This is a genomic window from Phytohabitans houttuyneae (genome assembly GCF_011764425.1).
Taxonomy (GTDB): Bacteria; Actinomycetota; Actinomycetes; order Mycobacteriales; family Micromonosporaceae; genus Phytohabitans; species Phytohabitans houttuyneae.
The window spans coordinates 695,641-719,632 of the sequence record NZ_BLPF01000003.1 but is presented as its reverse complement, the minus strand read 5'-3'; the positions used below and the strand labels follow the sequence as shown (position 1 = coordinate 719,632).

Genomic DNA, 23,992 nt, shown 5'->3' with positions numbered 1-23,992 from the left:
GATCACGGTGAGGCGTAGGGGTCGAGGGCGGCGCCAATCTGCCAAGTGGTGCTGGTGGTGAGCGCGAATGCGGCTGTGCCGAATGCGCCGACCAGCAGTTTGGACAGGCCCAGCAGGGCGCGTCCGGGGCGGTTGGCGCGGACCATTCCGGTGAGCAGCCGCAGCGGGCCGGTCAGCCGTGAGGCGACATAGCGCAACTCTCCGGCGTCGCCCTCGCCGTCTACCCGGTGAACGGCGGTTACCCGGCTCGCCAGCGCGGCCGGTTCTCGATCGGCCGGCGGTACCCGCTGGTCGGAGGCGTCGGTGAGCAGCTGACCCACGAGGTCCGGGACGACCGTACGGACAGCCCGGAGCTGGCGCAATCCGAGCGCGGGCAGGGATACCAACGCGGCTCGGCGTTGGGCGGAGGTCTGCGCGACCAGTGGCGCCCGGTCGGTGTGCAGCGGCAGATCGGTCAGGCAGACCGCGATGTCCCACCGGTCGTCGGCGCTTCGCCGGGCGAGGTCGTCGAGCAGCGCGTCGGCGCCGCCGTCGCGGCGCGGCGGTACGTCACCCCAACCTTCCCGGACTGTCCATCGCACGTCGGCGCCCACCCGCTTGGCGAGTCGGTCGGCCAGCTCGGCGCGGAGCTGCCCGGTGACCCGCGCAGGGTGGTCCGGCGGCGTTGCCACCAGTCCGACGACGATCTCCGGGCGCTCTCGTCCACTGTGATTCATCATCGCTTCCTTACCGTCGGCAGGTCCTCGGCACGGCAGCGGCGGTGCCCGTCCCGGACGCACAAGCCAAGGTCTACCCGAGGATCCCGCAGGCAATCCGGAAGGTTGCACATTTGGGTAGTACCGGGCTGAATTCCTACTCGTCCATCAATGGACGAACCCCGGTTTGGATTGATTCTCGACGGATATACAACGGGTACAGAGCAGATGAAGTCAGAGCCGACGCGGCGTGGCCGTGAGTTCGGCTGCATGAATTTTCGTCTAGGCGTGGCGCAGCTGGCGCACACCGAAGGATCTGACCTCGTTCGGCGCGGCCGTCGCGCTCTGTTGCATGCCCGCCGGTGACGGCCTGGCGCTGTCACCGGCGCGGCCGCCGCGATCACGGCGTAAGACGTTTGACTGCGGTCCGGTCAACTGCGGCAAAGAAGATCGGCTCCGTGCCGACGGCGCGGGGCACCCAGAGGAGGAACTATGGACTTGACTGCCACGACAACCATCCGTAAACCGGCGTCGGAGGTGTACGGATTCTGGCGAGATCTGGAGAACCTTCCGACGTTCATGGCACATCTCGAGCAGGTCCGCGCCACCGGTGGCCGGACAAGTCACTGGTCCGCCGCTGCCCCGTTCGGCACCAATGCCGAGTGGGACGCGGAGATTAATGACGAGGTCCCGGGCGAGAAGATCGCCTGGCGTTCCACCGGTGACGCCGACGTGCCGAACGCCGGTACGGTCCGGTTCGTGCCCGCCCCGGACGGGGTGAGCACCGAGGTGCACGTCGTGCTGGTGTACGACATCCCGGGCGGCGCGGTCGGCAAGGCGGTCGCGAAATATTTCGGCGAGGAACCGCATCAGCAGCTCGACGACGACCTGCGCCGGCTCAAGCAGGTGCTGGAGACCGGCGAGGTGGTCCGCTCAGACGGTGCCCCGTGGGGCAAACGCGCCCGTAAGGAATTCCCGCAGCGCCCGGCGCAGCCGTTGTCGGACGCCGAGTTCGACAAGGGGGCAGACGCATGAGGGCGAACACCTGGGCCGGACGTAACAAGGTCGAGGTTCGTGACGTGCCGGACCCGAGGATCCTGAACAGCCGCGATGCCATAGTCCGGATCACGTCGACCGCGATCTGCGGCTCGGACCTGCATCTGGTCGACGGCTACATCCCCACCATGCAAGACGGTGACGTCTTGGGCCACGAGTTCATGGGTGAGGTGGTCGAGGTCGGGTCGGGCGTGTCCACGGACAAGCTGCGGGTCGGCGACCGGGTCGTCGTGCCGTTCCCGATCGCGTGCGGCGCGTGCGCGGCCTGCGCCGCCGAGCTTTACTCGTGCTGCGAGAACACCAACCCCAACGCCGGGATCGCGGAGAAGATGTTCGGCCATCCCGTCGCCGGGATCTTCGGCTACTCGCATCTGACCGGCGGTTTCGCGGGCGGTCAGGCACAGTACGCGCGGGTTCCGTTCGCCGATGTCGGCCCGCTGAAGATCGATTCGGACCTCAGCGACGAGCAGGTGCTGTTCCTGTCCGACATCCTGCCCACCGGCTTCATGGGTGCCGAGATGTGCGACATCCAGCCCAGCGACGTGGTGGCGGTGTGGGGTGCCGGCCCGGTGGGGCAGTTCGCCATGGACAGCGCCCGGATCCTCGGCGCCGCGAAGGTCATCGCCATCGACAAGGAGCCGTACCGGCTGCGGATGGCCGAAAAGGCCGGCCACACACCGGTGAACTTCGAGGAGGTCGACGTCCGGTCGACGCTGCTGGAACTGACCGGTGGGCGCGGGCCGGACAAGTGCATCGACGCGGTCGGTATGGAAGCCACCCACGGCAGCGTGCATCTCGCCGCGTACGACCGGGTCAAGCAGGCCGTCCGGTCGGAGACCGAACGGCCGCACGCGCTGCGCCAGGCGATCATGTCGTGCCGCAGCGGCGGCGTGGTCTCGGTGATCGGCGTCTACGGCGGGCTGATGGACAAGTTCCCCGCCGGCGCCTGGATGAACCGGTCACTGACCCTGCGCACCGGGCAGTGCCATGTGCAGCGTTACATGAAGCCGCTGCTGCAGCGCATCGAACGCGGGGAGATCGACCCGACCCGGATCATCACCCACACCCTGCCACTCGACCAGGCGGAACACGGCTTCGACATCTTCAAGAACAAGCAGGACAACTGCGAAAAGATCGTTCTCAAACCCTGACCAACCCGGCTCCGGCCACCGCTAGTGCGGTGACCACTGACGTTTCGGGGTCCGCCCGCTGCGCGGGCGGACCCCGAAACCCTGCGCCTGGCCGCCACGCTGGCGTCCGCGCCCGAGCTGCTGCTCGACGAGCCGACCAACGACCTGGACGACAAGGCCGTCGCCTGGCTCGAACAGCACCTGCGCGCCCGCCGGGGCACGGTCGTGGCCATCACGCACGATCGGATGTTCCTGGGGCGGGTGACCACCGCCATCCTGGAGGTCGCCGACGGACAGGTGCGCCGCTACGGCGACGGGGTCGCCGGAGACCTCCACGCCAAGGCGGCCGAACGCGTGGCTCAGGCGCCCGCCCACGACCAGTGGAAGGCGGAGCAGGACCGGCCGGCGCCGGTCGCCGCGAGTGGATAGGGCTGGCCGTGTCGGCCCTCCCACTCTGCTGCTCGCGCTCGACGTGAGCGTCCTCTACCTCGCCCTCCCCCAGCTCAGCGCCGACCTCGGCGCACATCGCCGGCTGCTCAACCTCCCGTCGCCGCCGTAGGACAGATCTCCGCGACACCAACCGCGCGTCGAGCAGCCGATCGACCACCAGCCAGCCCAACCCGACAGCCGAACTCCGTATCTAATCCGCGTCCGCAGCGCCAACGCCGCCGCCGGACCTGTGACGTACGCGCGGCGATCCGGCGGCCCGTGACTTGCTCGGCCCGCCGGATCGTCAATGTTCGGGTGTCAGCAGGTTCGACAGCCTTCGCGGCGGACCCGCCAGGAGAACGTGGTGCTGCCAGGGTTCGCACCGCTGGCGGCGGTCGCGGTCACCGTGACCGAATAGAGGGCCAGCACGGTAGGCCGACCACTGATCAGGCCCGTGCCCGAGTTGATCGACAGCCCGGTGGGCAGCCCGCTGGCCGACCAGGTGTAGGGGCCGGCCCCGCCGGACGCGGTCATCTGAAGACTCACGGAGTCCGGGTAGAGCGTCGTCTGGGCACCCGGGTTGGCCACCACCACCGTCGGTACGCAGTTGTAGTAGATGGCCCCGGTCGCCCGGCTGATCGTCTCGGATGCCGGAATGTGCCCGAACGGGTACCAGATAGTGGCCGAGGCCGTCGCCTGGTAGGTACCGGGCCGGCAGGTCTCGGCCACGAGCGCGGACGCGCCCAACGTGCCGCCGGTGAGCGCATCGTCCACCAGGACCCCGTCACGGTACAGAAACAGCGACAGGTTGATGCCCGAGGTGAAATCGTTGCAGTTGACGAACGAGTTGGCGGTGACCACTCCCCCACTCAGCAGCGGCGTGCCGATCGACATGGAACAGGAGATGGCAGCCGACGCCGGTGCCGCGGGAACGACCACCGAAGCCAGGACCACCACCGCCGCGACCAGCAACCTACGGCCCAAGAGCCATCGTCTGATATTCATGCCACGCAGTCCCTTCCGGCAGCGGATGTGCGCTCAGGGTAGGAACAGCCGCTCGAACAATCATCAACAATCGGTATAGCGGTCGATCCTGGGCCCACTCCCAACCTGGCTTTGTGTGCCGCAGGTAGCAGCCGTTCAAGATTCACGTATTCGCGGACCGCGTCGGCAAGGACAGAAGCCGCGCGAAGTGCGGCAGGCATCCGGCCTTTCAGGGTCGTTGAGTCGCACCGGATATCGACCCATTCGGCCAGGTTGGCGATGACTTGGTACCGATCAAGGTGATAGGAAGCGCAGACTCGGAGTCGCGATTTCTCTATGCATTGAGGAGTCCCTATGGCGATCGTCGTGAGTTTCCTCGGGACCTTTTCGATCCCCGTGCCGGAGTCTGGCACCGCGTACCGAGTTTGGTCGTATCGGGTCGATGGCACCGGCTCGGAAATTCCTCAGGGCCAGCGGATGGCCCTCACGCTGCCCGCCAACGTCAGTCTCCTGGATCCGAGTTTGTTTCCCGATGTGGACGCGCTGGACGGCACGTTCCTGTGGCGCGATCCGGTGTCGGGACGTCATTTGGTGGGGCGTACGGCTACGTCGCCCGGTGGTCTGATCGTCTCCTTCGTGGCCCCGGCTCGCACGTCGACGGGCGAGCTACAGCTGCTGCGGGCGACGTCGCCGGCGGGTTGGGCGCCGGTGTCGTTCCTCACCGGTCCGGGTGGGAGCCCCGCCGCGGTGCAGACGCTCGTCCTGCCGGCTCCTGGTGCGCCGGCGCACACCGGCCGCCCCGTGTACGACTTCGCCGGCACGCTGCCCTACGCCAGCGAGCTCTTCGGGGTCTACCAACCCCTCATCGGGTGGATTGGCGCGCAGACCACGATGACCTCCGCCATGGTGCTTCCCGATTCGCGGCACCCGGCGCTGAGCCATGAGCGGTTCCTTGGCGAAGCGGCCCGTACCTTGAGCGACGACGCCCTGGCGGCGGTGGCTGATCGGCAACGGGTCATGGCGGCGGGTGGGCTGTCGCCGGTGGGTCTGGTGAGCCTGTTCCGGCAGTATTTCTTCGAGCCTGGTAAATAAGGGTTTCACGTCGGTTGGTGGCGGGCGAGGCGTCGGGCCATGAGGATGATCATGGCCCATTGGACCATTGCGGCGTGGTGGTCGGGCAGCCGTTCGTAGTCGCGTACGGTCCGTCTGCAGCGGTTGATCCAGGAGAACGTGCGCTCGACGCACCATCTGCGGGGCAGCACGACGAAGGTGGTCTGTCCGGCGATTTTGGCCACGATCTGGACGGTCAGGGCCAGGTGGTTGGTGGCCCAGTGGACGAGTTTGCCGGCGTAGCCGGAGTCGGCCCAGACCAGTGCGATGGTGGGGAAGCAGGCGCGTATTGCCCACAACAGCGGTCGGGCGCCGTCGCGGTCCTGGACGTTGCCGGCGGTGACCAGGATGGCCAGCAGCAGACCGCAGGTGTCTACCGCGATGTGGCGTTTACGGCCGTTGATCTTCTTGCCGGCGTCGTAGCCGCGGCAGGTGCGTGCGACGGTCTCCGCGCCGCGCACGGTCTGGGAGTCGACGACTGCGGCGGTGGGCTGCCGGTTACGGCCCTCCAGGGTGGTGCGGACCTGTTCGCGCAGGCTGTTGTGCATCCGGTTCAGGGTGCCGTCGGCGGTCCAGGTTTTGAAGTAGTGGTAGACCAGCTTGTGGTGCGGGAAGTCGGCCGGTAGGGCGTCCCATTGGCAGCCGGTGCGGTCTAGGTAGCGGATCGCGTCCACCACGTCCCGGCGCGGGTACACGATGGGCCGGCCGCGTCCGGTCCCAGCCGGTACGTGCGGGGCCAGCACGGCCCACTCGGCGTCGCTGGTATCCGACCGGTAGCGGCGTGGCCGCGCGGTGGGCAGGTGATCGGCGGCGGTGGCCGGCGTGGCCGGGGCGACGTCGCCGCCGGCGACAAGGTATACAGACAGGGTTGGGCCTTCGGGTGTGGTGCTGGTTTAGTCGCCTTTGCTCGTACCGAAGGCCCATCCTCATGTCACGCCACCACACCGGACGAGCGTGACCATCAATCTCCACCCGGACCACCGACCACCCGGAACCCATTATTTACCAGGCTCTTCGAGTTCGACACGTTCCTCGGCACACCGGCCGGTCACATCTGGGTCAGCCCGGGCGGCACCGTCGAGGTGGTCGAGACCAGCACGCGCCGCACGCTTGTCGAGCGGGTCGCCGAGGTGTCGGAGGAAATCACCCGCCGCACCGAGGAGACGCTCACCGAGCAGGACGACGTGGCGGACGCGGTCAAGGAGGAAAACTCCTCCGACACCAAGCTCGGCGTCAGCGCGACAGGTGGGGTCAACGCGAAGATCTTCCACGCCGACGCCAGCGCCAGTTTCAGCACCCAAAACACCGTCCAGCGCGGGTCAGAGGCGACTCACAAGCACACTCGTACACAGACCGCCAAGGCCAGCAGCGAGATCAAGCGAAACTTCAAAACGAGCTTCAAGACGGTGACCGAGACCACCGACACTTCCAGTCGCCGGTACATCTTGCAAAACACGACCGGGCAGTTGGTGAACTACGAGATCCGGCGAAAGATGCGCAAGGTCGGCGTGCAGCTGCAACACGTCGGTTCGCGGCTGTGCTGGCAGGTGTTTCTCGGCGATCCGGGCAAGGATCTCGGGCTTGGCGACATGGTCCACGTCGTCGAGGCACCGGACCTGACCGCGATACAGCGCCCCGAAAAGCTGCCGCCCCTGGAAGACAAGCTCATTCCTTTCCACTTCGAGGTGCCGTTCCTGCACGACAAAGGACCGGATGACGAGGCCGAGCTCACCTACCTGCCCAATCCCGACAACCGCTGCCGGGGCATCAACCACAGTGGCCCCGGCGCGGAGGATGACACGGTCCAGTTCTGCTTCGAGCTGACGCTTCCCCCGCCCCGCCCGGCTATCAGCACCGCACGACGCCGCAGGGACAGCCGCCGCGCACCGGCGTCGTGACCGTGGACAAGCACAGCGCGCAGGTGGAGTTCGCCCCGTTCGACTCACCCGATCTGATGCCCAACCCCGATCCGGCGAAGAACACCCTCAAGGTACGACTCACCTACGCCAACTGGCAGGGCAGAAAGTCGCTGCCGATGGACGCCATGCTCGCCTACGAGCCGACCGAGGCGGCGAAGCAACAGGTCGTGGCGGCGAACGCCGAGGCCGAAGCGGCGTACCAGCAGGCGGTGGAGCGACTCCAGCACGAGGCGTACGGGCGGGCCGTGCGCGAGCGGCTGCGCCTGGTCAGCGAGATGCGCGCCCGCCGCGCCGAAGACCTGCGCAGTGAGGAGCGCAGGTGGGTGTTCAGGAGCCTGCTGCGCCGGCTGCAGAGCGGCGGCCACTACCCGCAGGAGCCGACGCAACTGCCGTACGCGGACGCCGAGGAGATCCAGCGCTACTTCGACGTCGACGAAATGCTGTACTTCGTCGCCCCCGACTTCTGGCGACCCGGACCGCTGAATCCTCCACCGGTGACAAAGGACAGTGAGGGCAGGTACCCGGTGCCACCGGTGCAGGAGCCGGTGCCGGCGGGTGCTCAGCCGCCGCCGCTGGCAGGCCAGACGGTGGCCGGATGGTACTCCCGGACCGACGAGTACAACTCCGCCAACGTCCCGCCCGCCGCTGAGTGGCGGGTCAACTACCTGATCACCGAACAGAGCACGCCCGCGCCACTGGGTAGCTCGCTGGGCTGGCTCATCCAGATCGACGGCGACCCACGCCGCAACGAGTTTCTCAACGCCGCCTGGGTGAAGGCGGTCATGCCCGTGCGGCCCGGTCAGGAGGTAGCCGCGCTCGAGTGGCTCATCGGCGTCGAAGGCGAAGCTGGCATGGGCACACGCTACGACCCTGTTGCCGGTGACCCACCGGAGTTCGCGGACAGCGACGTCGGAGAGGCGCTGCGGACGCTCGCGCGGCAGCTTCAAGACATGAACATCAGCGTCGACAACACTCTCACCTCGGAGAAGGTGTTCGAGAAAGGCTTCGATCCGCTGGAAGGCGGGTTCCGGCCCGCCGCGCCGTACCAGATCTTCGACCAGTGGGTCGAGGTCCTGCCGACCGACCAGGTGGCCGCCGTGGCGGTGCGGTACGACCCCAGGACGGGGCAGCAGCTGTAGCCGCGCGCGTCAGTCAAGGAGCCCACGTGGGCATCGACCCGATCAGGCCACCCACGCCGCCGGTCAAGCCATCCGTGGCGGCGCCGGTCCCACCGGCGCCGCCACAGCCGCCGGAGGAGCGCCGCACCTGGTTCAAAGACGCTCGCCGCCCGCTCGGCGCCTGGGACCGGGGCAAGCCGCCGCTGCCGGTGACCGGCAACCGTGTCACCGTCTACCTCGAAGTCATGGACTACTACATGGCCCTCGGCCAGGCGATCCGCGCCACCCGCCAAAGCCTGGCCGACTTCGTCTACATCGCCGGGTGGGGCCTGGACCTGGCGACGTTTGTCGACCGCCCCGGCACCAGCCCTCGCCAGACCATCGGCGAGCTGCTCCAGCAGGCCGTCCAGCGAAAGGTGGACGTACGCGCGATTCTCCCGTCGCAGCCCGCGGAAGGTCAGGCGGCGAGCCTGGCGAAGCTCGCTTCCTTCGGCGCGGGAGCGATCCTCGACCCCTACCTCAAGCTCCTCGGCACCCACCACCAGAAGTTTGTGGTTATTCGCAACGCCGAAGGCATCTGCGCATTCTGCGGCTGCGACGACATCGACAACATCCGGCTCGGCCGCGACAGCGTTCCGGCCGGTCAGCAGCCGAGCGGCGCGCAGCTCTCGGCGGCGTGGCACGACCCCCAGGTCAAGATCCAAGGGCCGGCCGCCGCCGACCTGTGGAACTCGTTCGTCCAACGCTTCAAGGAGGTAGCCGCCGGGTTCAGGGCAGCCGAGGTGGGACGGCTCCTCATGCCACTGGGAGCCTTGCGGCCCGGCATCACCGCCTATCCCCGCTGTCGCTGCACGAGCCCGACCAAGCGGCGAGCCAGACCGACCAAAGTGGACTGGACATCCAGGTCGTCCGGACCTACCCCAACAAGGCGAAGAAGCTGCTCGGCGACGAGCTTGTCGCGCAGCCGGGCTACATGTTCGCGCCGAACGGCGAGATGGGGATCTACAGCCTGCTCGTCGACGCACTCGACAAGACCACCAGGACGATCTACCTCGAAGACCAGTACCTCGTCAACACGTTGCCGATGGCCGGTAACCCGCCGATCACCGACGCCATCAGGCGGGCGATCGAGAGACCGTCGTTTCAAAAGATGATCATCCTTGTCGCCGGCACCGGGACCGTCCAGGTCGAGCTGCTCCAAGCCGGCACGCGCCGCGCCGACTTCATCCGGCAACTCGGACCGACGGCGGCGAGCAAGGTCTCCACCTATGTCTACCGCGCGGACGCCAACTCTCCGTACTGGCTGCACTCAAAGCTGTGGATCTTTGACGACCAGTTCGCCGTCATCGGATCCGCCAACTGCAACCGGCGCGGCTACTCCCACGACAGCGAGCTCAATGTCGGCATCGCCGATCCGGAAAGGCGCACCGGCGGCAAGCACTTCGCCCACCGGCTCCGGATGGACCTCTGGCTCAAACACCTCAACGGTCAACCTGCCGGCGCCGGCAACACCAAGGCGGGCCGGCTCGGCGACCGCGACGTTCTCGACTTCGTCGCCGCCAGCCCACTGTGGGACAAGGCACCTCTTCTCATCAAGACGGACTTCACCGCGAGCCCAGAGCCGGACCTACCCCTGACCAAGAGGATTGTGGACGCGCGGTTCCCGCGGGCGGCTCGCCTGTACGGTGTGCTCTCCAGCCGCGAGCTGGACTGGAGCTTCGTCGACCCCAACGGCGCATAGCTTCGGGGACCAGGGTGACGCCGGTGGCGGCGACTCATCTGGTGATCGTGGAGTTGGTGCATCGCCGCCTGGTGGTCCTGGGACGGTGCCAGGGTCCGGGCGAGCCCGGACCCTGGCACGTTCCCCAGTCAGCTGGTGCTGAACCGCCAGCCCTCAAGCACGGTGGGCGCGACCGTGGACGCGGCCACGTTGCTCCGCTCCCAGCAGTGGCCGCCGAAGCCGCCCGGCCGCTGGGCGTTGTAACTCTGCCAAACCAACTGGCCCGTGTAGGCGACGTTGAACACCTCGACGCCGTACCTGCCGACGACGCGGCTCTGCGGCGGCACGGTGACCGTCGCGTTGATCCCGATCTGGGTCGTCCGGGACTGCACGATCTGGACGCTCACCGTCGACTGGAGCTTCTCGGTGAGCTGCGCCGACGTTCCGAGTGTCACGGTCACCGTGTAGGTGTTCGACACTGACGAGGTGAAGGTGGCCTCGATCGGCGAAGTCAGCGTGTTGTCGACAACCCGCCCGTCGCTGACCGCGAACGCCGGCGAGGCGGAATTGACCGTGTAGTTCACGCCTTCCCAGACCAGGACGTTCCGGCTCGCGGCCCGGACCTTCCAGACGATGCCCGGGTCAGTCGGGCACGCGATGTCGGGACCGTACACACCCGCATGCGCAGGTGTGGGCGCGACCAGCGTCGCCACCCCGCGGCGACCGTGACGAGCACGGCAGCGGCGGATCGCCGCCGCGACAGGACTCTCAACGCGCTGGTAACGCAGACCGCAGCAAGGTAGGCCATCAGCCGGACACTCCGTCTGGTGTGCGAATTCGACAGTTCGCGCCCGGCCTTCGCCGAGCGTCTCCGGAAGACCATGAAGCCTCCATATGGGATGGATGAAGGTGGTGCGTCGTGGGCCGCCTGTGTATTGCCACGCACCACCCCGCGACTGGTCAAGGAATTGGCTGGCGTCAAGCGCTCGCGAACCGGAGACTGCGTTTTCGCGCGGGTCGGATACTGCGCGATCGCGCAATGCGCCGCGAAACACGGGTGCATCCCCTGCCCATGGCGTGGCACCGGTTGGTTACGACTGGGCGGTCAGCCGCGGGTAGCGCTCAGCGTCATATGACGTACGGGATCAGAGCGCGGCGCTTCGCCGGGTATCCGGGGAACTGCTGGTGGTACCAGGCATGGTGGTCCATCGCCCGGGGCGCGAGATTCGCCACCGTGTAGACCATGAATGCGAGCCCGGCGGGTGACCAGGTGGCGAGTGCCCAGCCGGTCCATTCCACTATCTCGCCGAGATAGTTTGGGCAGGAGACCCATCGGTACGCGCCGCCGTATGGAATGTGGTATCCATCGCCGGCGGACGCCCGCAGGCGGCGGAGTTTACGGTCGGCCCACACGTGCAACGTCAGGCCACTGGCGAAGAGCGCCACGCCGATCAGAAAACGCGGGTCGGCCAACCAACCAACCGGGTACTGCCCGAGCGTGCCAATCCAGTAGGCATTGATCGAGGCGTTGAGCACATTGAACGCGATGGCGAGCAGGACCACCACAACCGGCATACGTCTTCCACCCCGCAGCAGAAACGGATAGACAAAGGCGCGGTACAAATAGTGGCTCTGCCACATCGCGAACAGCAGCAGCGCCACCAGGTCGGTCCGCCTCGGCCCGAACCAGAAGACAACCACGAACAACAGCGACGAGACGCTCTCCATGACCAGCCAGCCGGCCCGCGCAGGCACGGTAACGCCCCACCCCTCGCGCAGGTAGCGACCATACGGCGCAGTTATGAAACGCAGCGCGCCGAAGGTGACCACGGCGAGCGCGAACTCCAGAAACACCAGCATCCAGTACCAAGTCGGCACCAGCGAAGTATAGTCACAAATCGATGACCGCGAGGACCTTATGAGCTTTGACAGCGACCCGACCGTAGGGCCGCACCGGAGCCTCAGACACGTTTGGCGCTCCGGGCGGCAACGATGGCAATGAGGCTGAACAGCCCCACCAACACGCGATCCAAGGCACGGTCGGGCAGAAGCCACCGTGCGAGCAACGCGGCTTTCGCACCACGCCCGACCGCGTACCGAGCACGCGGCCGCCGCGCCGTAGCGGCCCGGCCGATCGCCCGGGCGACGACCGAGGGCGATGAGATGCCCTTAGCCTCCGACGACAGCGTGGCCGCGTACCGACGGGCGTACTCGGCATAGGCGCCGTTGCCGGAGACGGCGAGCAACCGATCGCCGGCGACCCCAGAGAACTCGGTGGCGATGCCGCCGGGCCGAATCAACACCACGTCGATGCCGAACGGCCTGAGCTCCACCCGTAGGCAGTCGCTAAGGCCTTCGACCGCGTACTTCGTCGCGTGGTACCAACCACCCAGCGGCTGGTACATCCGCGCGCCGACCGATGAAACATTGATGATGCGTCCGGAACCCTGCACCCGAAGATGGGGCAGCACGAGCTGGCACAGCCGGGCCACGCCGAAGAGGTTGACCTCGAACTGCCGCCTGGCCTCGTCCAACGGCACGTCCTCGAGCGCGCCGAAGGATCCATACCCGGCGTTGTTTACCAGCACGTCGATCCGGCCCGATTCCCTGACCACCCGACCGACCAGCGCCACCAGGTCGTCCTCGTGGGTGACGTCCACCCTGACCACACGGATACCGATGGCAGCGAGCGGAGCCATCCGATCCAACCGGCGGGCGGCCGCGTAGACCTGGAACCCCCGCTCGTGCAGCCATCGGCTAGCGGCCGCGCCGATCCCCGACGACGCACCGGTCACAATGGCGACCCTGCCCATATGCCCACCCTTCGCTGGCCGCACGGGGACCGGCAAGGTGCTCAGGGTATCGATGTCCACGACGGGCCACAGCCGTTGAGGCACATGTCCGACCAACCCCCACAGAGCGCGGCAATGCACCCCGATCATGGAGCCACAGAGATCCTTGCCACGCAGGATCGGCGGCAGATGCGGAAGTCAAGATCATTGCAAGGTGTCTCGACCCGCGGTCGCCGGACCAGCGCGATCGGCGGTGACGAGCGCCCCGTAACCCTTGCCCCGGCCGACTTCGATACGTAGCCGCCGGCATCGATTCTTCATCCCCCGCTGCGTAATCCTGACGTTTTTTCGCCTCGTGATCCCGCAAAGGCGATTGCATCTGATTGACCGCCGACGATATTAATCTGATTGTCGCTGGCGAAGGTCTTCACTACGTCAGCGAAGGAGACCCATGTCCAGAAAACGCATAGCCGCCCGCGCCGGTCTGGTGACGGCGTTGGTCGTGAGCGTCCTGCTCGGCGTCGCGGTCCAGCCCGCCAGCGCGACACCGGCGCCTACCGGCCCGACAGGCGTCCCCGCGGCGAGCGACGGCACCACCGTCACACGCACCACGATCGGCACTTACGCCGGCGAGGAGTACGTGGCGGAGCAGACCGTCGCTGTCGCGGCCGCGGTGGCGCCGCAGGCGCTGTGTCCCGCACCGCCTCCGGGCGCCGCCAGGGCGGCGATGACCTGCCTGCCACCGGTCAGGTGCCGCACCATGGAAAGCACGTACATCATCTACGTCATCCCGACCTACCAGACCCTGGTCCGGTGGCGCGTGCACTACCAGTGGTGCTGGGAAGGTCCCACGGTCATCAGCGCCACGCACACCGAGACGACGCCGGACATTCTCAGCAGCACGATCCGGGTGTCGGGCTCGATCACCCGTCGCACCACCAGCGTGCCGGCGCTGGGCAGCGTCGACGTCTTCACCGAGGGTCTCCAGTTCGACGTCGTCATACTCGGCGTCTCGGTCAAGGCCTTTAACCCCAAGCTCCGCTTTGTACTCACCAGCAGCGGCATGGCATACAACCTGTCGGTCCTGGCCTGACCCCGAGAGGGCGTTGGCGGCCGCGGTCGTCAACGCCCTCTTCCGGTACCGTCACAGCACTGCGGGTGTCCGCGATGGTGCGGTTGCCCCACATCGCGATGGCACCAGGCCGCCAGCGCAGCCGGCCCCGTACTCGGCGCGGGTCGGCTGCCCGAAGAGCTGGCCCGACAGGTCGAGCGCGCCGTGGGGGCCAGGCGTCGACGCGGCGGCAGCTACTGATCCCGACGTTCTCCCGCGCGGTGGTTCAGCCAACGAGCAGACGGAGGCCGAGCTCAGCCGCGTCGAGGGTGACCAGGTCGCGGTTGCGCTCGGCCCACCGACCTGCCGAAACGTCTTCGTGGAGTCTGCTTACTGCCCGCTGCTCGGCCTGCGGTCCGACTCTGGTCCACACCGACACCGCGCGGCGCACATGCTCGTCCAGGTAAGCCTCGGGCCGGCGCCAGTAGGCCTCGAAGAAGCCGTCAGCACAGTCCCACGGGATGAGCACCGGCTCCGCGCGTCCCCCGACCGCCCGGGTCAGGTCGGCCAGGGACGGCCAGCCGACGAGAAGGTCAGCGAACTCAGGCAGGTAGTCGCGGGTGAGCCAGAACCGCTGACGCCAGCCGGTGCCATCGGCGTCGTACGTCAACACCACCACGCGGCGGGCCACACGCCGCATCTCACGCAGCCCGGCGACCGGGTCCGGCCAGTGATGAACGGTGCTGATCGCCATCGCGGCGTCGAAGGACTGGTCCTCGAATGGCAGGCTCTCCGCAGTGGCGGCCACGCACGGCGCCGCGTCCGCGGGACGCAGCGCTCTCATGACCGCCGACGGTTCCACCGCCGTGACGTCGCGGTCGCGGGGTTCGTAGGAGCCGGTTCCAGCTCCGACGTTCAGTACCGTTCGTGCGTCCCCAGCGCGTCCCAGATGCGCGCGGCGATCCGCGGTTCGGTGCGCCGTGTCGCTGGGTAAGCGGATCCGATCGCGTCGTACAACTGCGCGCCGAACACCTTCAGTTGCTCCTCTGGCGTTGTCCTGATCCCCATCGCCCGTGCTTCCAGTTCCCTGTCTATGGCCGTCACCATGGCAGCGGCACGGTCACGCTGTTCCAGCAGCAGGCCACGCAGCCGGCGCAGGCGCGCGACCGTGTCGGTGGCCGGGTCATCAACCAGATCCGCGATCTCACGCAGCCCGAAGCCCAGCCGCCGGTAGGCGAGCACCTCCCGGAGTCGCTCCACGTCTTCCGCGGAGTAGGCCCGGTATCCGGCCGCAGACCGCATAGACGGCCGCAGGAGGCCGATCTCGTCATAGTGATGCAGCGTGCGGACAGTTACGCCGGCCAGCTCGGCTACACGTCCCACGGTCAGGCGCTCCTCCACGCCACCGACTATGTGGCATGACGCCACGTGAGGGACAAGCGCTCTGCTCCCTGACATGAACGGCCGCGTCAGACCAGGCCCAGCATCCACCCCAAGCCGCGGCGAGCGGCGGCGGCGCCAGGCTCGCGGGACTGCGCGGTGAAGACGAGCGCGCGGCCGTCCCTGGAGCCAAGCGGCCAGACCGCCTTGAAGCCGGTCGTCTCGATGACCCAGTACGGGTGTCCCGGCCCAGGCTCCACGTCCACGGTGCCGGGCATGGTGTGCGCGTCCGACGGTTCGACGAACGCCCTCGCCGGGCCGTCCGGTCGCCAGTTCGTCACCACCACGACGTCAGAGGCGGCGTCGGGACGTTCGAAGGTGTACGGCCAGTACGGCACCAGCGCCAGACCGTAACCGGCGAGGCGGGCGAGGACGTGTCCGGCGGCAAGATCCACAAGTGGTGCCGGTTCGAAAGCCGCGAACATCTGGCCCAATCTCGCGAACGATGCCACCCGGGCCCGCACCAGTAACGTGCCGCACTTCACAGCCGTGGGCGTGGCGAGCCCGATATTGTCCTGGGATACACCCGCCGACGCTGTCGGGTCGGTCGCTACGTCGAAGGGGTGTTGCGTGAAGATCCTGCTTTTGACCAATGTGGAAGGTCGCGCCCGGACGGATGCCCTTCCCGCGCTTGATCTGCTGCCGCACACCGTCCGGTGTGCCTTGCGGGACGCGCCCGCCGCCATCGACGACGGACCGTCGCCGGATGTGGTCCTGGTTGACGCTCGAAGCCAGCTGGCCGAGGCGAAGGCGACGTGCCGGATGCTGCGAAGCACCGGGCTGAGCGGTGCCCTGATCGCCGTTGTCGCCGAGTCGGGCCTGGTAGCCATATCGGCCGACTGGTGCTTGGACGACGTCATCCTGGGCACCGCCGGACCCGCGGAGATCGACACCCGCCTGCGGTTGGCGGTGAGCCGTCTTGCCGCCACGGACAAGGCGGACGGCATCGCCACCGGCTGGGGGGATCTGGTCATCGACGCGGACACGTACGCCGCGAGGCTGCGGGGCGCGCCACTCAGCTTGACCTACAAGGAGTTCGAGCTGCTCAAGTATCTCGCCCAGCACCCTGGCCGAGTGTTCACCCGGGAGCAGTTGCTGCGTGAGGTCTGGGGCTACGACTACTTCGGCGGTACGCGCACCGTCGACGTGCATGTGCGGCGACTGCGGGCCAAGCTCGGCCCATCACATGAGGCGATGATCGGCACGGTCCGCCAGGTCGGCTACAAGTTCGTCACCCAGCCCGCAACAGAGCAAGCCGACAAGCCGTGGGCGGCCGACCGCACGCGTGAGTCGCTACCGGCCATCAGCACGTAGCCCGTACGGCGTCGGAAACGCCGGAGGGCGCGGGGCCGACCGCTGGTCGGTGACGGCTCCTGGCCGCTGTCCCGGGCACAGACGATCGTGCTCGGGCAGTACCCCTGTGCTCAGAAACGCGGTGGCGATCTGGCTGGCGCAGGGCGCGTTCGTGACCCCGTACACGCCGTGTCCGCCCTGGTCGACGCTCACCATGACAGCGCGGCGCCCGAGGGCCTGGCGCAGTCCGAACCCGGTGATCCACGGGGTGGCCGGGTCGCGCAGGTTCTGCAGGATGAGCATGTTGCGCGGGCCGTTGGAGGTCACCCGTACCGGCGGTTCGACCGGTTGGTTGGCCCAGAAGGCGCACGGCCATGCGTTCGCCGGGAAGCCCGCCGTCCGCGGGAACGTGCGGCGGTCGACGGCCACGTTCCGCTGGTACATCCGGACGTCGCGCGACCACGCGGCGTCGTCGCAGACGACCGCGTACTGGGCGGCGCGGAAGTTGTCGACTGGCACCTCGACTGCGGCTCCGATAGGCGTCCGTGCGGCCGCGGCGGCGGTCGGGCCGGCGCCCGGTCGCGTGAACAGCCGCCAGAACGCGGCGAGCTGCGGGAAGTTGAGGTCGTGGTAGAGCCGGTCGAACGTGACCAGCCGGAAGACGTTGCCGTTTACCACGAAGCCGTCCGGCAGTGTGACGGGCGCGCGATCGAGCTGGGCGGTGATCTGGTCATACAGTCGGCTGACCGCCTGCTGCGTGGCGCCAAGCTGGTAGGTCGCGTCGCGGGCGGCGGCCCAGGCGGTGAAGTCGGGGAACCGCAGTGTGAACCCGATGCTGAACGTGTGCCACTGGTCGGACCAGACCCGCTTCGGGTCGATCGCGCTGTCCAGCACGAAACGGTCGCTGTGCTGCGGGAACAGCGAGGCGTACACGGCGCCGAGGTAGGTGCCGTACGAGTAGCCGAGGTACGACAGCTCACGCTCACCGAGGGCCACTCGAATGCCGTCCATGTCACGGGCGGTGTTGGCGGTGGTGATGAACGGCAGCAGGTGGCCGGATAGGTTCGCGCAGTCCCGCGCGGTCTGCTGCCCGAAGGCGATGTTGCGGTCGATGGAACCGTCCGGCGCCGGGAACGGCACCTGCAGATCCAGTGGTGTGTCCACGCTCATTCCACAGGTGACCGGCGTGCTGTGGCCGACCCCACGCGGGTCGAAGCCCACCAGGTCGTACCGGTCGAGCACCTCGGCCGGCAGCAACGCCGCCAGCCGGCTCGGCATGTCCAGGCCCGGGCCGCCGGGTCCACCGGGATTCGACAGCAGAATGCCCCGTCGCAGGGTGGGCTTGGCGGTGGCGATGCGAGAGATGGCGACGCTGATCGTCGGACCGGACGAGCGGCGGTAGTCGAGCGGCAGGTGGAGCGAGGCGCACTGCTGGCGGGGATCACGTTCCAGCTCCGGCGGCACCGCGGGACAGTCGCCCCACACCAGGGCTCGCGTTCGTTCACCGCCCAGCGCGGGCGACGTGGGTGGGCCGGCAATCGCGACGGCCAGGATGGTCGCCGCCGCAAGCAGCTTCGATCGCATGGTGTACTCCAATCCTTGTGACCTCTAGTCGTCCCGGCCAGGTGGGGTGGGTCTGATGGCTCCAGGCCCACCCCGGCGTGGTTGTCAGCAGCGGGTCCAGCGCACCCCGCGGACGCCGCCCGGGAGCCCGTTGTTGTGGAAGCCGACTACCGTGCCGTTGTCGGCGATTGCGCGGCCACCGACGGCCTGGTCCGGACTGGGCGAGGGCAGCGTCACCACGGTGCTGCCGCGCTGCAGCGTGGTGCCGGCCAGCACGACTGCGCGGGCGTTGACGTCGGTCGGGGCGGAGTCGAGCCGCCGGTCGAGCACGACAACCCGGCCGGTGCGTAGATTCCAGCGGAGTCCGAGCAGGACACCGTCGTGGAATATCTGGCCGACCGCCCAGTGCCCACCGACCGCGGTGGCCGCCGCTCCAATGGCGTCAGGGCCGGTGAGGGGCCGCACCGCGCCGGCCGGGGTACGCAGCCATGAGGTGGGATCGAAGTAGCTGCCGGAGATCCCGACGATCGTGCCGTTGTCGGTGATACCCGCGAGGTCGACAAGGTCTGGCGGAGTGTCGAGCACTCGTACAGTGCCCGGGTGGCGTGCGGGCCACAGCAACGCGTACATATGACCGGCCGGGGTACGGCCGACGCCCACGATGTCGCCGCGGGAGTTGATCCCCTCCGCCGTGACCTCGTCGGCCTTGTCGACCAGCGGCAGCAGCGTCGCCGCACCGGCCTGGTAGCGCCACGGTCGCAGCAGCGAGCCGTCGCGGCCGTTGCCGATCACCACGCCACGACGGTTCACGTCCACCGCAACCGGGCCCAGCAGGTCCGGCACGTCCACCTCGACGAGCCGCTCACGGTCCCACAGCAGCACCGGGTAGTCGTCACTGGATTGCCCCACGACCGCCGATCCCACGATGTACCGGCCCGATGGGTCGACCGCCAGCGCTTCACTGTGGTAAGTGTCAGGCGGTACCGGCAGCGTTGTCATCGTGCAAAGCCCTGCGGTCGCAGCCGGCCCGGCCTGAGCGGGTCCCGCCACGACGGTCGAGCAGACCAGCCAGAGGCTGGCCGCTGCCAACACCGTCGCACGTGTCAGGCCCCGCCATGAACTCTCTGGCACCCTGGTGCTGATCTTCATGCCCCTTTACCTTCCCGCAGATCGTGGCTGTCGATTCGTCGACAGGTGCAGGGTGCTGTATCGGGCTGGGGCGGATACTCAACGCATTCTTAGCGGCCAATCGGTAAGAGATCGGCTTGGGATGATCGGTCAGGCGGTGGAGATCCGGCTCTTGGGCCCGCTGGAGGTGTACGCCAAAGCGCGGCCCCTGCCGGTTGGCCCGCCCCAGCAACAACGTCTGCTAGCGGCGTTGGCCGCAGATGCCGGGCGGATGGTGACAGTGCCGACGTTGGTCGACCGGGTGTGGGACGAGGCGCCGCACGGCGCCCGTCATACATTGCACATGCTGATCAGCCGGCTGCGCCGGGTCCTGCGACAAGAGGACTCGACGCTGAGACCGATCGTCTATCGCTCCGGCGGATACGTGCTGACGTGCGACCCACAGCAGGTCGACTTGCACCGATTCCTCGCCCTGGTCGCGCTGGCCCGCGATCCGACCCGTCCGGAGCATGATCGGGTCGAGGTGCTGCGGCAGGCCCGTGACCTGTGGCGCGGCGATCCGCTGGCGGGCATCGCGGGGCGGTGGACGGCGTCGGTGCGTGACGCGTGGCGGCAGCAATACCTGGACGCCGTGCTGGCCTGGGCGCAAGGCGAGCTGTCAGTCGGCAACGCGGGTGCGGTCATCGGCCCGCTGACCGATCTGATCAGTGCGTATCCACTGGTGGAACCCCTTGCCGCGGCCCTCATGCGCGCTCAGTGCGTTCTCGGCCGCACCGCCGATGCCTTGCAGCACTACACGTCGATCCGCGAGCGTCTGGTTGAGCAACTCGGCGTGGATCCCGGACCGGACCTGCAGCGGCTGCATCAGGCGATCCTCCGCGGCGAACCGGATCCTCCAGCCGCCTCCGCGGCGGGGACTGCGAGCGTCGACCGACCGTCCGGGCGGCCGGTCGCTGCCCAGTTGCCCTTGGACGTAGCGGGTTTCACCGGCCGCCGTGAGCAGTTGGACTGGCTGACGGCGTTGCTCGACCGCGACGGCGTCCACCCGACCGCGGTGGTGATCTGCGTTGTCTCGGGGACAGCCGGGGTGGGCAAAACCGCCCTCGCGGTCCACTGGGGACACCAGGTGCGCGGTCGCTTCCCGGACGGGCAGCTCTACATGAACCTGCGTGGCTACGACCCCGACCAACCCATGGGCGCCGCCGACGTGCTGGCCCGGCTCCTGGCCGCACTCGGCGTGCCAGGGCACGACATACCGCTCGACGTCGACGAGCGGGCTGCCCGGTACCGCACCGAGGTCGCCGGGCGCCGGCTGCTGATCGTGCTGGACAACGCCTCAACCGTCGAACAGGTCCGTCCACTGCTGCCCGGCTCACCCTCCAGCGTGGTGGTGGTGTCCAGCCGCGACAGCCTGGCTGGCCTGGTCGCCGTGCACGGCGCCCGTCGCCTGGACCTCGACCTGCTCCCCCAGCCGGACGCGATCATGTTGCTGCGTCAGCTGATCGGCCCCCGCGTCGATGCCGAGCCTGACGCCGCCGCCGCGCTCGCGGACCAGTGTGCCCGGCTACCGCTGGCGCTCCGGGTGGCCGCCGAACTCGCTGCCGCCCGCCCCGCCGCCACCCTGGCCGAGCTGGTGCACGAGTTGTCCGACCGGCAACAGCGACTGGACCTGCTGGACGGCGGCGGTGACCCGCGGGCGGCGGTACGGTCGGTGTTTTCCTGGTCGGTCCGGCACCTCCCCCGCGCTGCCGCCCGCACTTTCCGGCTCCACGGCCTGCACCCCGGCCCTGACCTCGACGTCTACGCCGCGGCCGCGCTCACCGACAGTAGCCTCGACGACGCCGGCCGCACCCTCAGCCGGCTCGTCCGTGCCCACCTGGTCCATCCGACCGGGGTCGGCCGGTTCGCGATGCACGACCTGTTGCGCGCCTACGCCATCGACCTGACCACCACCGAAGACGCCGCGGACGAGCGCCGTGCGGCCATGGGCCGGCTGTTCGACTATTACCTGGCCACCGCCGCCGCCGCGATGAACACGCTGCATCCCGCCGACGCATGCCACCGGCCACACATCGCCCCACCGGCCACACCCATTCCGGATCTGACCGACCCGGACCCGGCCCGATCCTGGCTGGACACCGAACGGCCCTGCCTTGTCGCGATGGCCGGACACACCGCCACTCACGGCTGGCCGGACCACACCGTGCGCCTGTCCGGCATCCTGTTCCGCTACCTCGAGGGTGGCTACCACACCGACGCCCTGACCATCCACGACCACGCCTGCCGAACCGCCCGAAAGGCCGGCGACCAACCCGGCGAAGCCCTGGCCCAGTTCGGCCTCGGTTGCGCGCACACGCGGCACGGCCGCTACGGGCCGGCGACCGACCACCACGAGCGGGCACTAGCCCTGTTCCGGTGGGCCGGCGATCCGGTCGGTGAAGCCCGCGTCCTGAACCGTCTCGGCAGCATCCACCGCTTGCTCGGCCGCTATCCGGCAGCCGCCGTCCACCACCAACGCGCGCTGGCGCTGTCCGTTCAAGCCGGCGACCTCACCGGCGAGGCCAGAGCACTCTGCCATCTCGGCTGTGTCCAGCAGCTGCTGGGCCGCTACGAGCCAGCGGCCGACCACCTTCAGCGAGCCCTGAACCTGTGCCGGCAGGCTGGCAACCACTTCGGTGAGGCCTGGGTGCTCGACGACCTCGGCACCGTCCAGACCCGCCGTGGGCGCCCCCACCACGCGGTCGAACACCACCGGCGAGCCCTTACCCTCTTCTGCCAGTTCGCGGATCAGGACGGACAAGCCTCGGCACACAACGGACTCGGCGAAGCCGCGAACACCTCCAACCAGCCCGCCGCCGCCATCGCCCACCACACCAACGCCCTCACTACCGCCACCGGCACCGGCGCCCGTGACCAACAAGCCCGCGCCCACACCGGCCTCGCCCACGCCCACCGCACGCTCGCCAACCACCACCACGCCAACCACCACTACCGACAAGCCATCTCCATCTACACCCAGCTCGGCATGCCCGACGTCGACCACCTACGCGCCCAGCTGACAACAGCCAGCAGGACAGGCACGGCAGGGCGGCAACCGACCGAAACGGCCACCATCCGAAAAGGATGAAGCAAGCAGCGCGCGATCAGGTCGGGTCGGAGCTGGCGGCGGTCTGGGCGAGGCGGTCGCGGACCTGGCCCCAGAAGGCATCTTGGTCGTTGAGGCGCGGAAACGGCTCATCTGGTACGGGCACGCCGAGGAAGTCGCACAGCGGTTGCCAGCCTTCGGTCACCTGGAAGATGAGCAGCCGCTCAGGCGGCACCTCCCGGCGCACGGCGGCGTTGTGTTCGGCGTATGCGCGCTGGGCGTGGTCGCGGTCGGCGAAGCGGCCGCCGAAGAAGCCTTCCCAGATCAGCGTTCGGTTGAACCTGTGCATGGCGTTGACGCCGGGTAGCTGCTGGCGGGCCGCCTCGGCGAGCTCGCTGTCGGTGCCGCCGCCGTTGAGCTCGTAGACGGTTTGCCGCATGCTGTCGTACCACCGGTCGGGGTCGCGCTCGGTCAGGACGGCTTTCGCATCCGGGTAGTAGGCGAGCAGCTGCCGCCAGAAAGCCGCGCCCGGCCAGGCTGCGGTGGACCCGTAGCCGTCGAGGAGCGGTCCCCATTCGACCGGCTCCCCTCTCGCGGCGGCCTCCCACTGCGCAAGCTTGTCAGGGTTGTCGAGCACGTGGCGGCTGTGGAAGCAGGGGCCGAACCCCAGCCGCTCCAGCGCGGCCTTGAGCGACACCGTGCCCGTTCGCGCGACGCCCACACCGATGACCTTCATGACCGTTCGGCCTCCTCGTTCACATTGGACAGCCGCTGTCGCGGCTTACCTTCATATCGACAGGGCGGTACGATCGTGTGGTGGCGGACCAGATCGTTGCGACGCAGGAAATCCGCGACTACGTAAGGGAAATCTCCCTGCGTGAGGACCCGGTCCTGGCGGAGCTCAGGGAGTTGACGGCGCGGCTTCCGGCTGGCGCGGCCATGCAGGTGATGGCGGAGGAGGCGCAGCTTCTGGCGCTTCTCGTGAGCCTGGCCGGTGCCACTTCGGTGTTGGAGGTCGGCACTTTCACCGGCTACAGCACGCTGTGCATGGCTCGTGCGCTCGCACCCGGCGGCACGGTCGTCACCTGCGACATCAGCGACCGGTGGCCGGCGATCGCCGCGGAGTACTGGCGACGCGCCGGAGTGGACGATCGCATCGAGGTCCGGATCGGCGACGCGCGGCAGACGCTCGCCGCCCTCGCCGACGAGCGGGGCCCTGACAGCTTCGACTTTGCGTTCATCGACGCGGACAAGGCCGGTTACCCCGCCTACTTCGAGGCTGCGGTGGCGCTTGTGCGGCCCGGCGGCCTGATCGTCATCGACAACACGCTCTTCTTCGGTCGGGTCGTCGACCCGGCCGCGCAAGACTCCGACACGGTCGCGATCCGGGCGCTCAACGCGTCGCTGCGCGACGACCCCCGGGTGGACATCTCGCTGCTCACGATGGCCGACGGCATCACGCTCGCGCGCAAGCGGTAG

At 68.4% G+C, this 23,992-nt stretch carries 21 protein-coding genes and 2 pseudogenes; 12 read left to right on the top strand and 11 right to left on the bottom strand.

Going from position 1 to position 23,992, the window contains the following annotated elements:
* Nucleotides 1-2: 2 nt before the first annotated feature.
* A complete protein-coding gene (locus Phou_RS53720) occupies nucleotides 3-671 on the bottom strand; it encodes a hypothetical protein (protein ID WP_246274181.1) in 669 nt (222 codons plus the stop codon).
* 516 nt (nucleotides 672-1,187) lie between these two features.
* Here Phou_RS53720 and Phou_RS38075 point away from each other — a divergent pair.
* From Phou_RS38075 to Phou_RS38060, 4 genes and pseudogenes are all read left to right on the top strand, one after another.
* A complete protein-coding gene (locus Phou_RS38075) occupies nucleotides 1,188-1,730 on the top strand; it encodes an SRPBCC family protein (protein ID WP_173066576.1) in 543 nt (180 codons plus the stop codon).
* Complete coding sequence (locus Phou_RS38070; protein ID WP_173066573.1) at nucleotides 1,727-2,902, top strand: zinc-dependent alcohol dehydrogenase; 1,176 nt, start codon at nucleotides 1,727-1,729, stop codon at nucleotides 2,900-2,902. The genes Phou_RS38075 and Phou_RS38070 overlap by 4 nt, the downstream gene beginning before the upstream one ends.
* 81 nt (nucleotides 2,903-2,983) lie before the next feature.
* Nucleotides 2,984-3,283 (top strand): annotated as a pseudogene (locus tag Phou_RS55855) (tylosin resistance protein TlrC); the annotation flags it as partial.
* Nucleotides 3,284-3,302: 19 nt separating this feature from the next.
* A complete protein-coding gene (locus Phou_RS38060) occupies nucleotides 3,303-3,440 on the top strand; it encodes a hypothetical protein (RefSeq protein WP_173065066.1) in 138 nt (45 codons plus the stop codon).
* A 188-nt stretch (nucleotides 3,441-3,628) separates the two neighbouring features.
* Here Phou_RS38060 and Phou_RS38055 read toward each other — a convergent pair whose 3' ends face one another.
* Complete coding sequence (locus Phou_RS38055; protein ID WP_246274179.1) at nucleotides 3,629-4,294, bottom strand: Ig domain-containing protein; 666 nt, start codon at nucleotides 4,292-4,294, stop codon at nucleotides 3,629-3,631.
* Nucleotides 4,295-4,648: 354 nt separating this feature from the next.
* Between Phou_RS38055 and Phou_RS38050 the strand changes: the two genes are divergently transcribed.
* Complete coding sequence (locus Phou_RS38050; RefSeq protein WP_173066567.1) at nucleotides 4,649-5,386, top strand: hypothetical protein; 738 nt, start codon at nucleotides 4,649-4,651, stop codon at nucleotides 5,384-5,386.
* Between the two features lie 5 nt (nucleotides 5,387-5,391).
* Here Phou_RS38050 and Phou_RS38045 read toward each other — a convergent pair whose 3' ends face one another.
* Nucleotides 5,392-6,204, bottom strand: a complete 813-nt coding sequence (locus Phou_RS38045; RefSeq protein WP_173068929.1) for an IS5 family transposase — start codon at nucleotides 6,202-6,204, stop codon at nucleotides 5,392-5,394.
* Between Phou_RS38045 and Phou_RS50740 the strand changes: the two genes are divergently transcribed.
* The 3 genes from Phou_RS50740 (at nucleotide 6,205) to Phou_RS38035 (ending at nucleotide 10,182) form a co-directional block, all read left to right on the top strand.
* Complete coding sequence (locus tag Phou_RS50740) at nucleotides 6,205-7,302, top strand: hypothetical protein (protein WP_178135000.1); 1,098 nt, start codon at nucleotides 6,205-6,207, stop codon at nucleotides 7,300-7,302.
* Nucleotides 7,303-7,304: 2 nt separating this feature from the next.
* Nucleotides 7,305-8,462, top strand: coding sequence for a hypothetical protein (locus Phou_RS50735; protein ID WP_178134999.1), 1,158 nt, complete (start codon nucleotides 7,305-7,307; stop codon nucleotides 8,460-8,462).
* Nucleotides 8,463-9,165: 703 nt separating this feature from the next.
* A complete protein-coding gene (locus Phou_RS38035) occupies nucleotides 9,166-10,182 on the top strand; it encodes a phospholipase D-like domain-containing protein (protein ID WP_173066564.1) in 1,017 nt (338 codons plus the stop codon).
* Between the two features lie 128 nt (nucleotides 10,183-10,310).
* Here Phou_RS38035 and Phou_RS38030 read toward each other — a convergent pair whose 3' ends face one another.
* The 3 genes from Phou_RS38030 to Phou_RS38020 all read right to left on the bottom strand — a co-directional run bounded on the left by Phou_RS38030 (nucleotide 10,311) and on the right by Phou_RS38020 (nucleotide 12,974).
* Nucleotides 10,311-10,874: a hypothetical protein gene (locus Phou_RS38030; RefSeq protein WP_173066561.1), complete on the bottom strand. Its 564-nt coding sequence runs from the start codon at nucleotides 10,872-10,874 to the stop codon at nucleotides 10,311-10,313.
* Between the two features lie 415 nt (nucleotides 10,875-11,289).
* A complete protein-coding gene (locus Phou_RS38025; protein ID WP_218579464.1) occupies nucleotides 11,290-12,039 on the bottom strand; it encodes a methyltransferase in 750 nt (249 codons plus the stop codon).
* An 83-nt stretch (nucleotides 12,040-12,122) separates the two neighbouring features.
* On the bottom strand, nucleotides 12,123-12,974 hold the full coding sequence (locus Phou_RS38020; protein WP_173066559.1) for an oxidoreductase: 852 nt from the start codon (nucleotides 12,972-12,974) through the stop codon (nucleotides 12,123-12,125).
* Nucleotides 12,975-13,404: 430 nt separating this feature from the next.
* Here Phou_RS38020 and Phou_RS38015 point away from each other — a divergent pair, with 430 nt between their 5' ends.
* Nucleotides 13,405-14,046 carry a hypothetical protein gene (locus Phou_RS38015; RefSeq protein ID WP_173066556.1) on the top strand — a complete coding sequence of 214 codons (642 nt, stop codon included), beginning with the start codon at nucleotides 13,405-13,407 and terminating at the stop codon, nucleotides 14,044-14,046.
* Between the two features lie 244 nt (nucleotides 14,047-14,290).
* On the opposite strand, the pseudogene Phou_RS38010 reads toward Phou_RS38015, so the two are convergent.
* Both Phou_RS38010 and Phou_RS38005 read right to left on the bottom strand, forming a co-directional pair.
* Nucleotides 14,291-15,405: pseudogene (locus Phou_RS38010) on the bottom strand (MerR family transcriptional regulator).
* Nucleotides 15,406-15,473: 68 nt separating this feature from the next.
* Nucleotides 15,474-15,869: a hypothetical protein gene (locus tag Phou_RS38005; RefSeq protein WP_173066553.1), complete on the bottom strand. Its 396-nt coding sequence runs from the start codon at nucleotides 15,867-15,869 to the stop codon at nucleotides 15,474-15,476.
* A 145-nt stretch (nucleotides 15,870-16,014) separates the two neighbouring features.
* Between Phou_RS38005 and Phou_RS38000 the strand changes: the two genes are divergently transcribed.
* Entirely contained in the window at nucleotides 16,015-16,758 is a 744-nt protein-coding gene (locus tag Phou_RS38000) for an MtrA family response regulator transcription factor (RefSeq protein ID WP_246274178.1), read from the top strand.
* On the opposite strand, the gene Phou_RS37995 is transcribed toward Phou_RS38000, so the two are convergent.
* Together Phou_RS37995 and Phou_RS37990 are read right to left on the bottom strand one after the other, a co-directional pair.
* Complete coding sequence (locus Phou_RS37995; protein WP_173066550.1) at nucleotides 16,738-18,321, bottom strand: alpha/beta hydrolase; 1,584 nt, start codon at nucleotides 18,319-18,321, stop codon at nucleotides 16,738-16,740. The genes Phou_RS38000 and Phou_RS37995 overlap by 21 nt on opposite strands.
* An 84-nt stretch (nucleotides 18,322-18,405) precedes the next feature.
* Nucleotides 18,406-19,209, bottom strand: coding sequence for a hypothetical protein (locus tag Phou_RS37990; RefSeq protein ID WP_173066547.1), 804 nt, complete (start codon nucleotides 19,207-19,209; stop codon nucleotides 18,406-18,408).
* A 238-nt stretch (nucleotides 19,210-19,447) separates the two neighbouring features.
* On the opposite strand from Phou_RS37990, the gene Phou_RS37985 reads away from it, so the two are divergent.
* Nucleotides 19,448-22,555, top strand: coding sequence for an AfsR/SARP family transcriptional regulator (locus Phou_RS37985; RefSeq protein WP_308784728.1), 3,108 nt, complete (start codon nucleotides 19,448-19,450; stop codon nucleotides 22,553-22,555).
* 16 nt (nucleotides 22,556-22,571) lie between these two features.
* Here Phou_RS37985 and Phou_RS37980 read toward each other — a convergent pair whose 3' ends face one another.
* Entirely contained in the window at nucleotides 22,572-23,249 is a 678-nt protein-coding gene (locus Phou_RS37980) for a sulfotransferase family protein (RefSeq protein WP_173066542.1), read from the bottom strand.
* Nucleotides 23,250-23,329: 80 nt separating this feature from the next.
* Between Phou_RS37980 and Phou_RS37975 the strand changes: the two genes are divergently transcribed.
* Entirely contained in the window at nucleotides 23,330-23,992 is a 663-nt protein-coding gene (locus tag Phou_RS37975) for an O-methyltransferase (RefSeq protein ID WP_173066539.1), read from the top strand.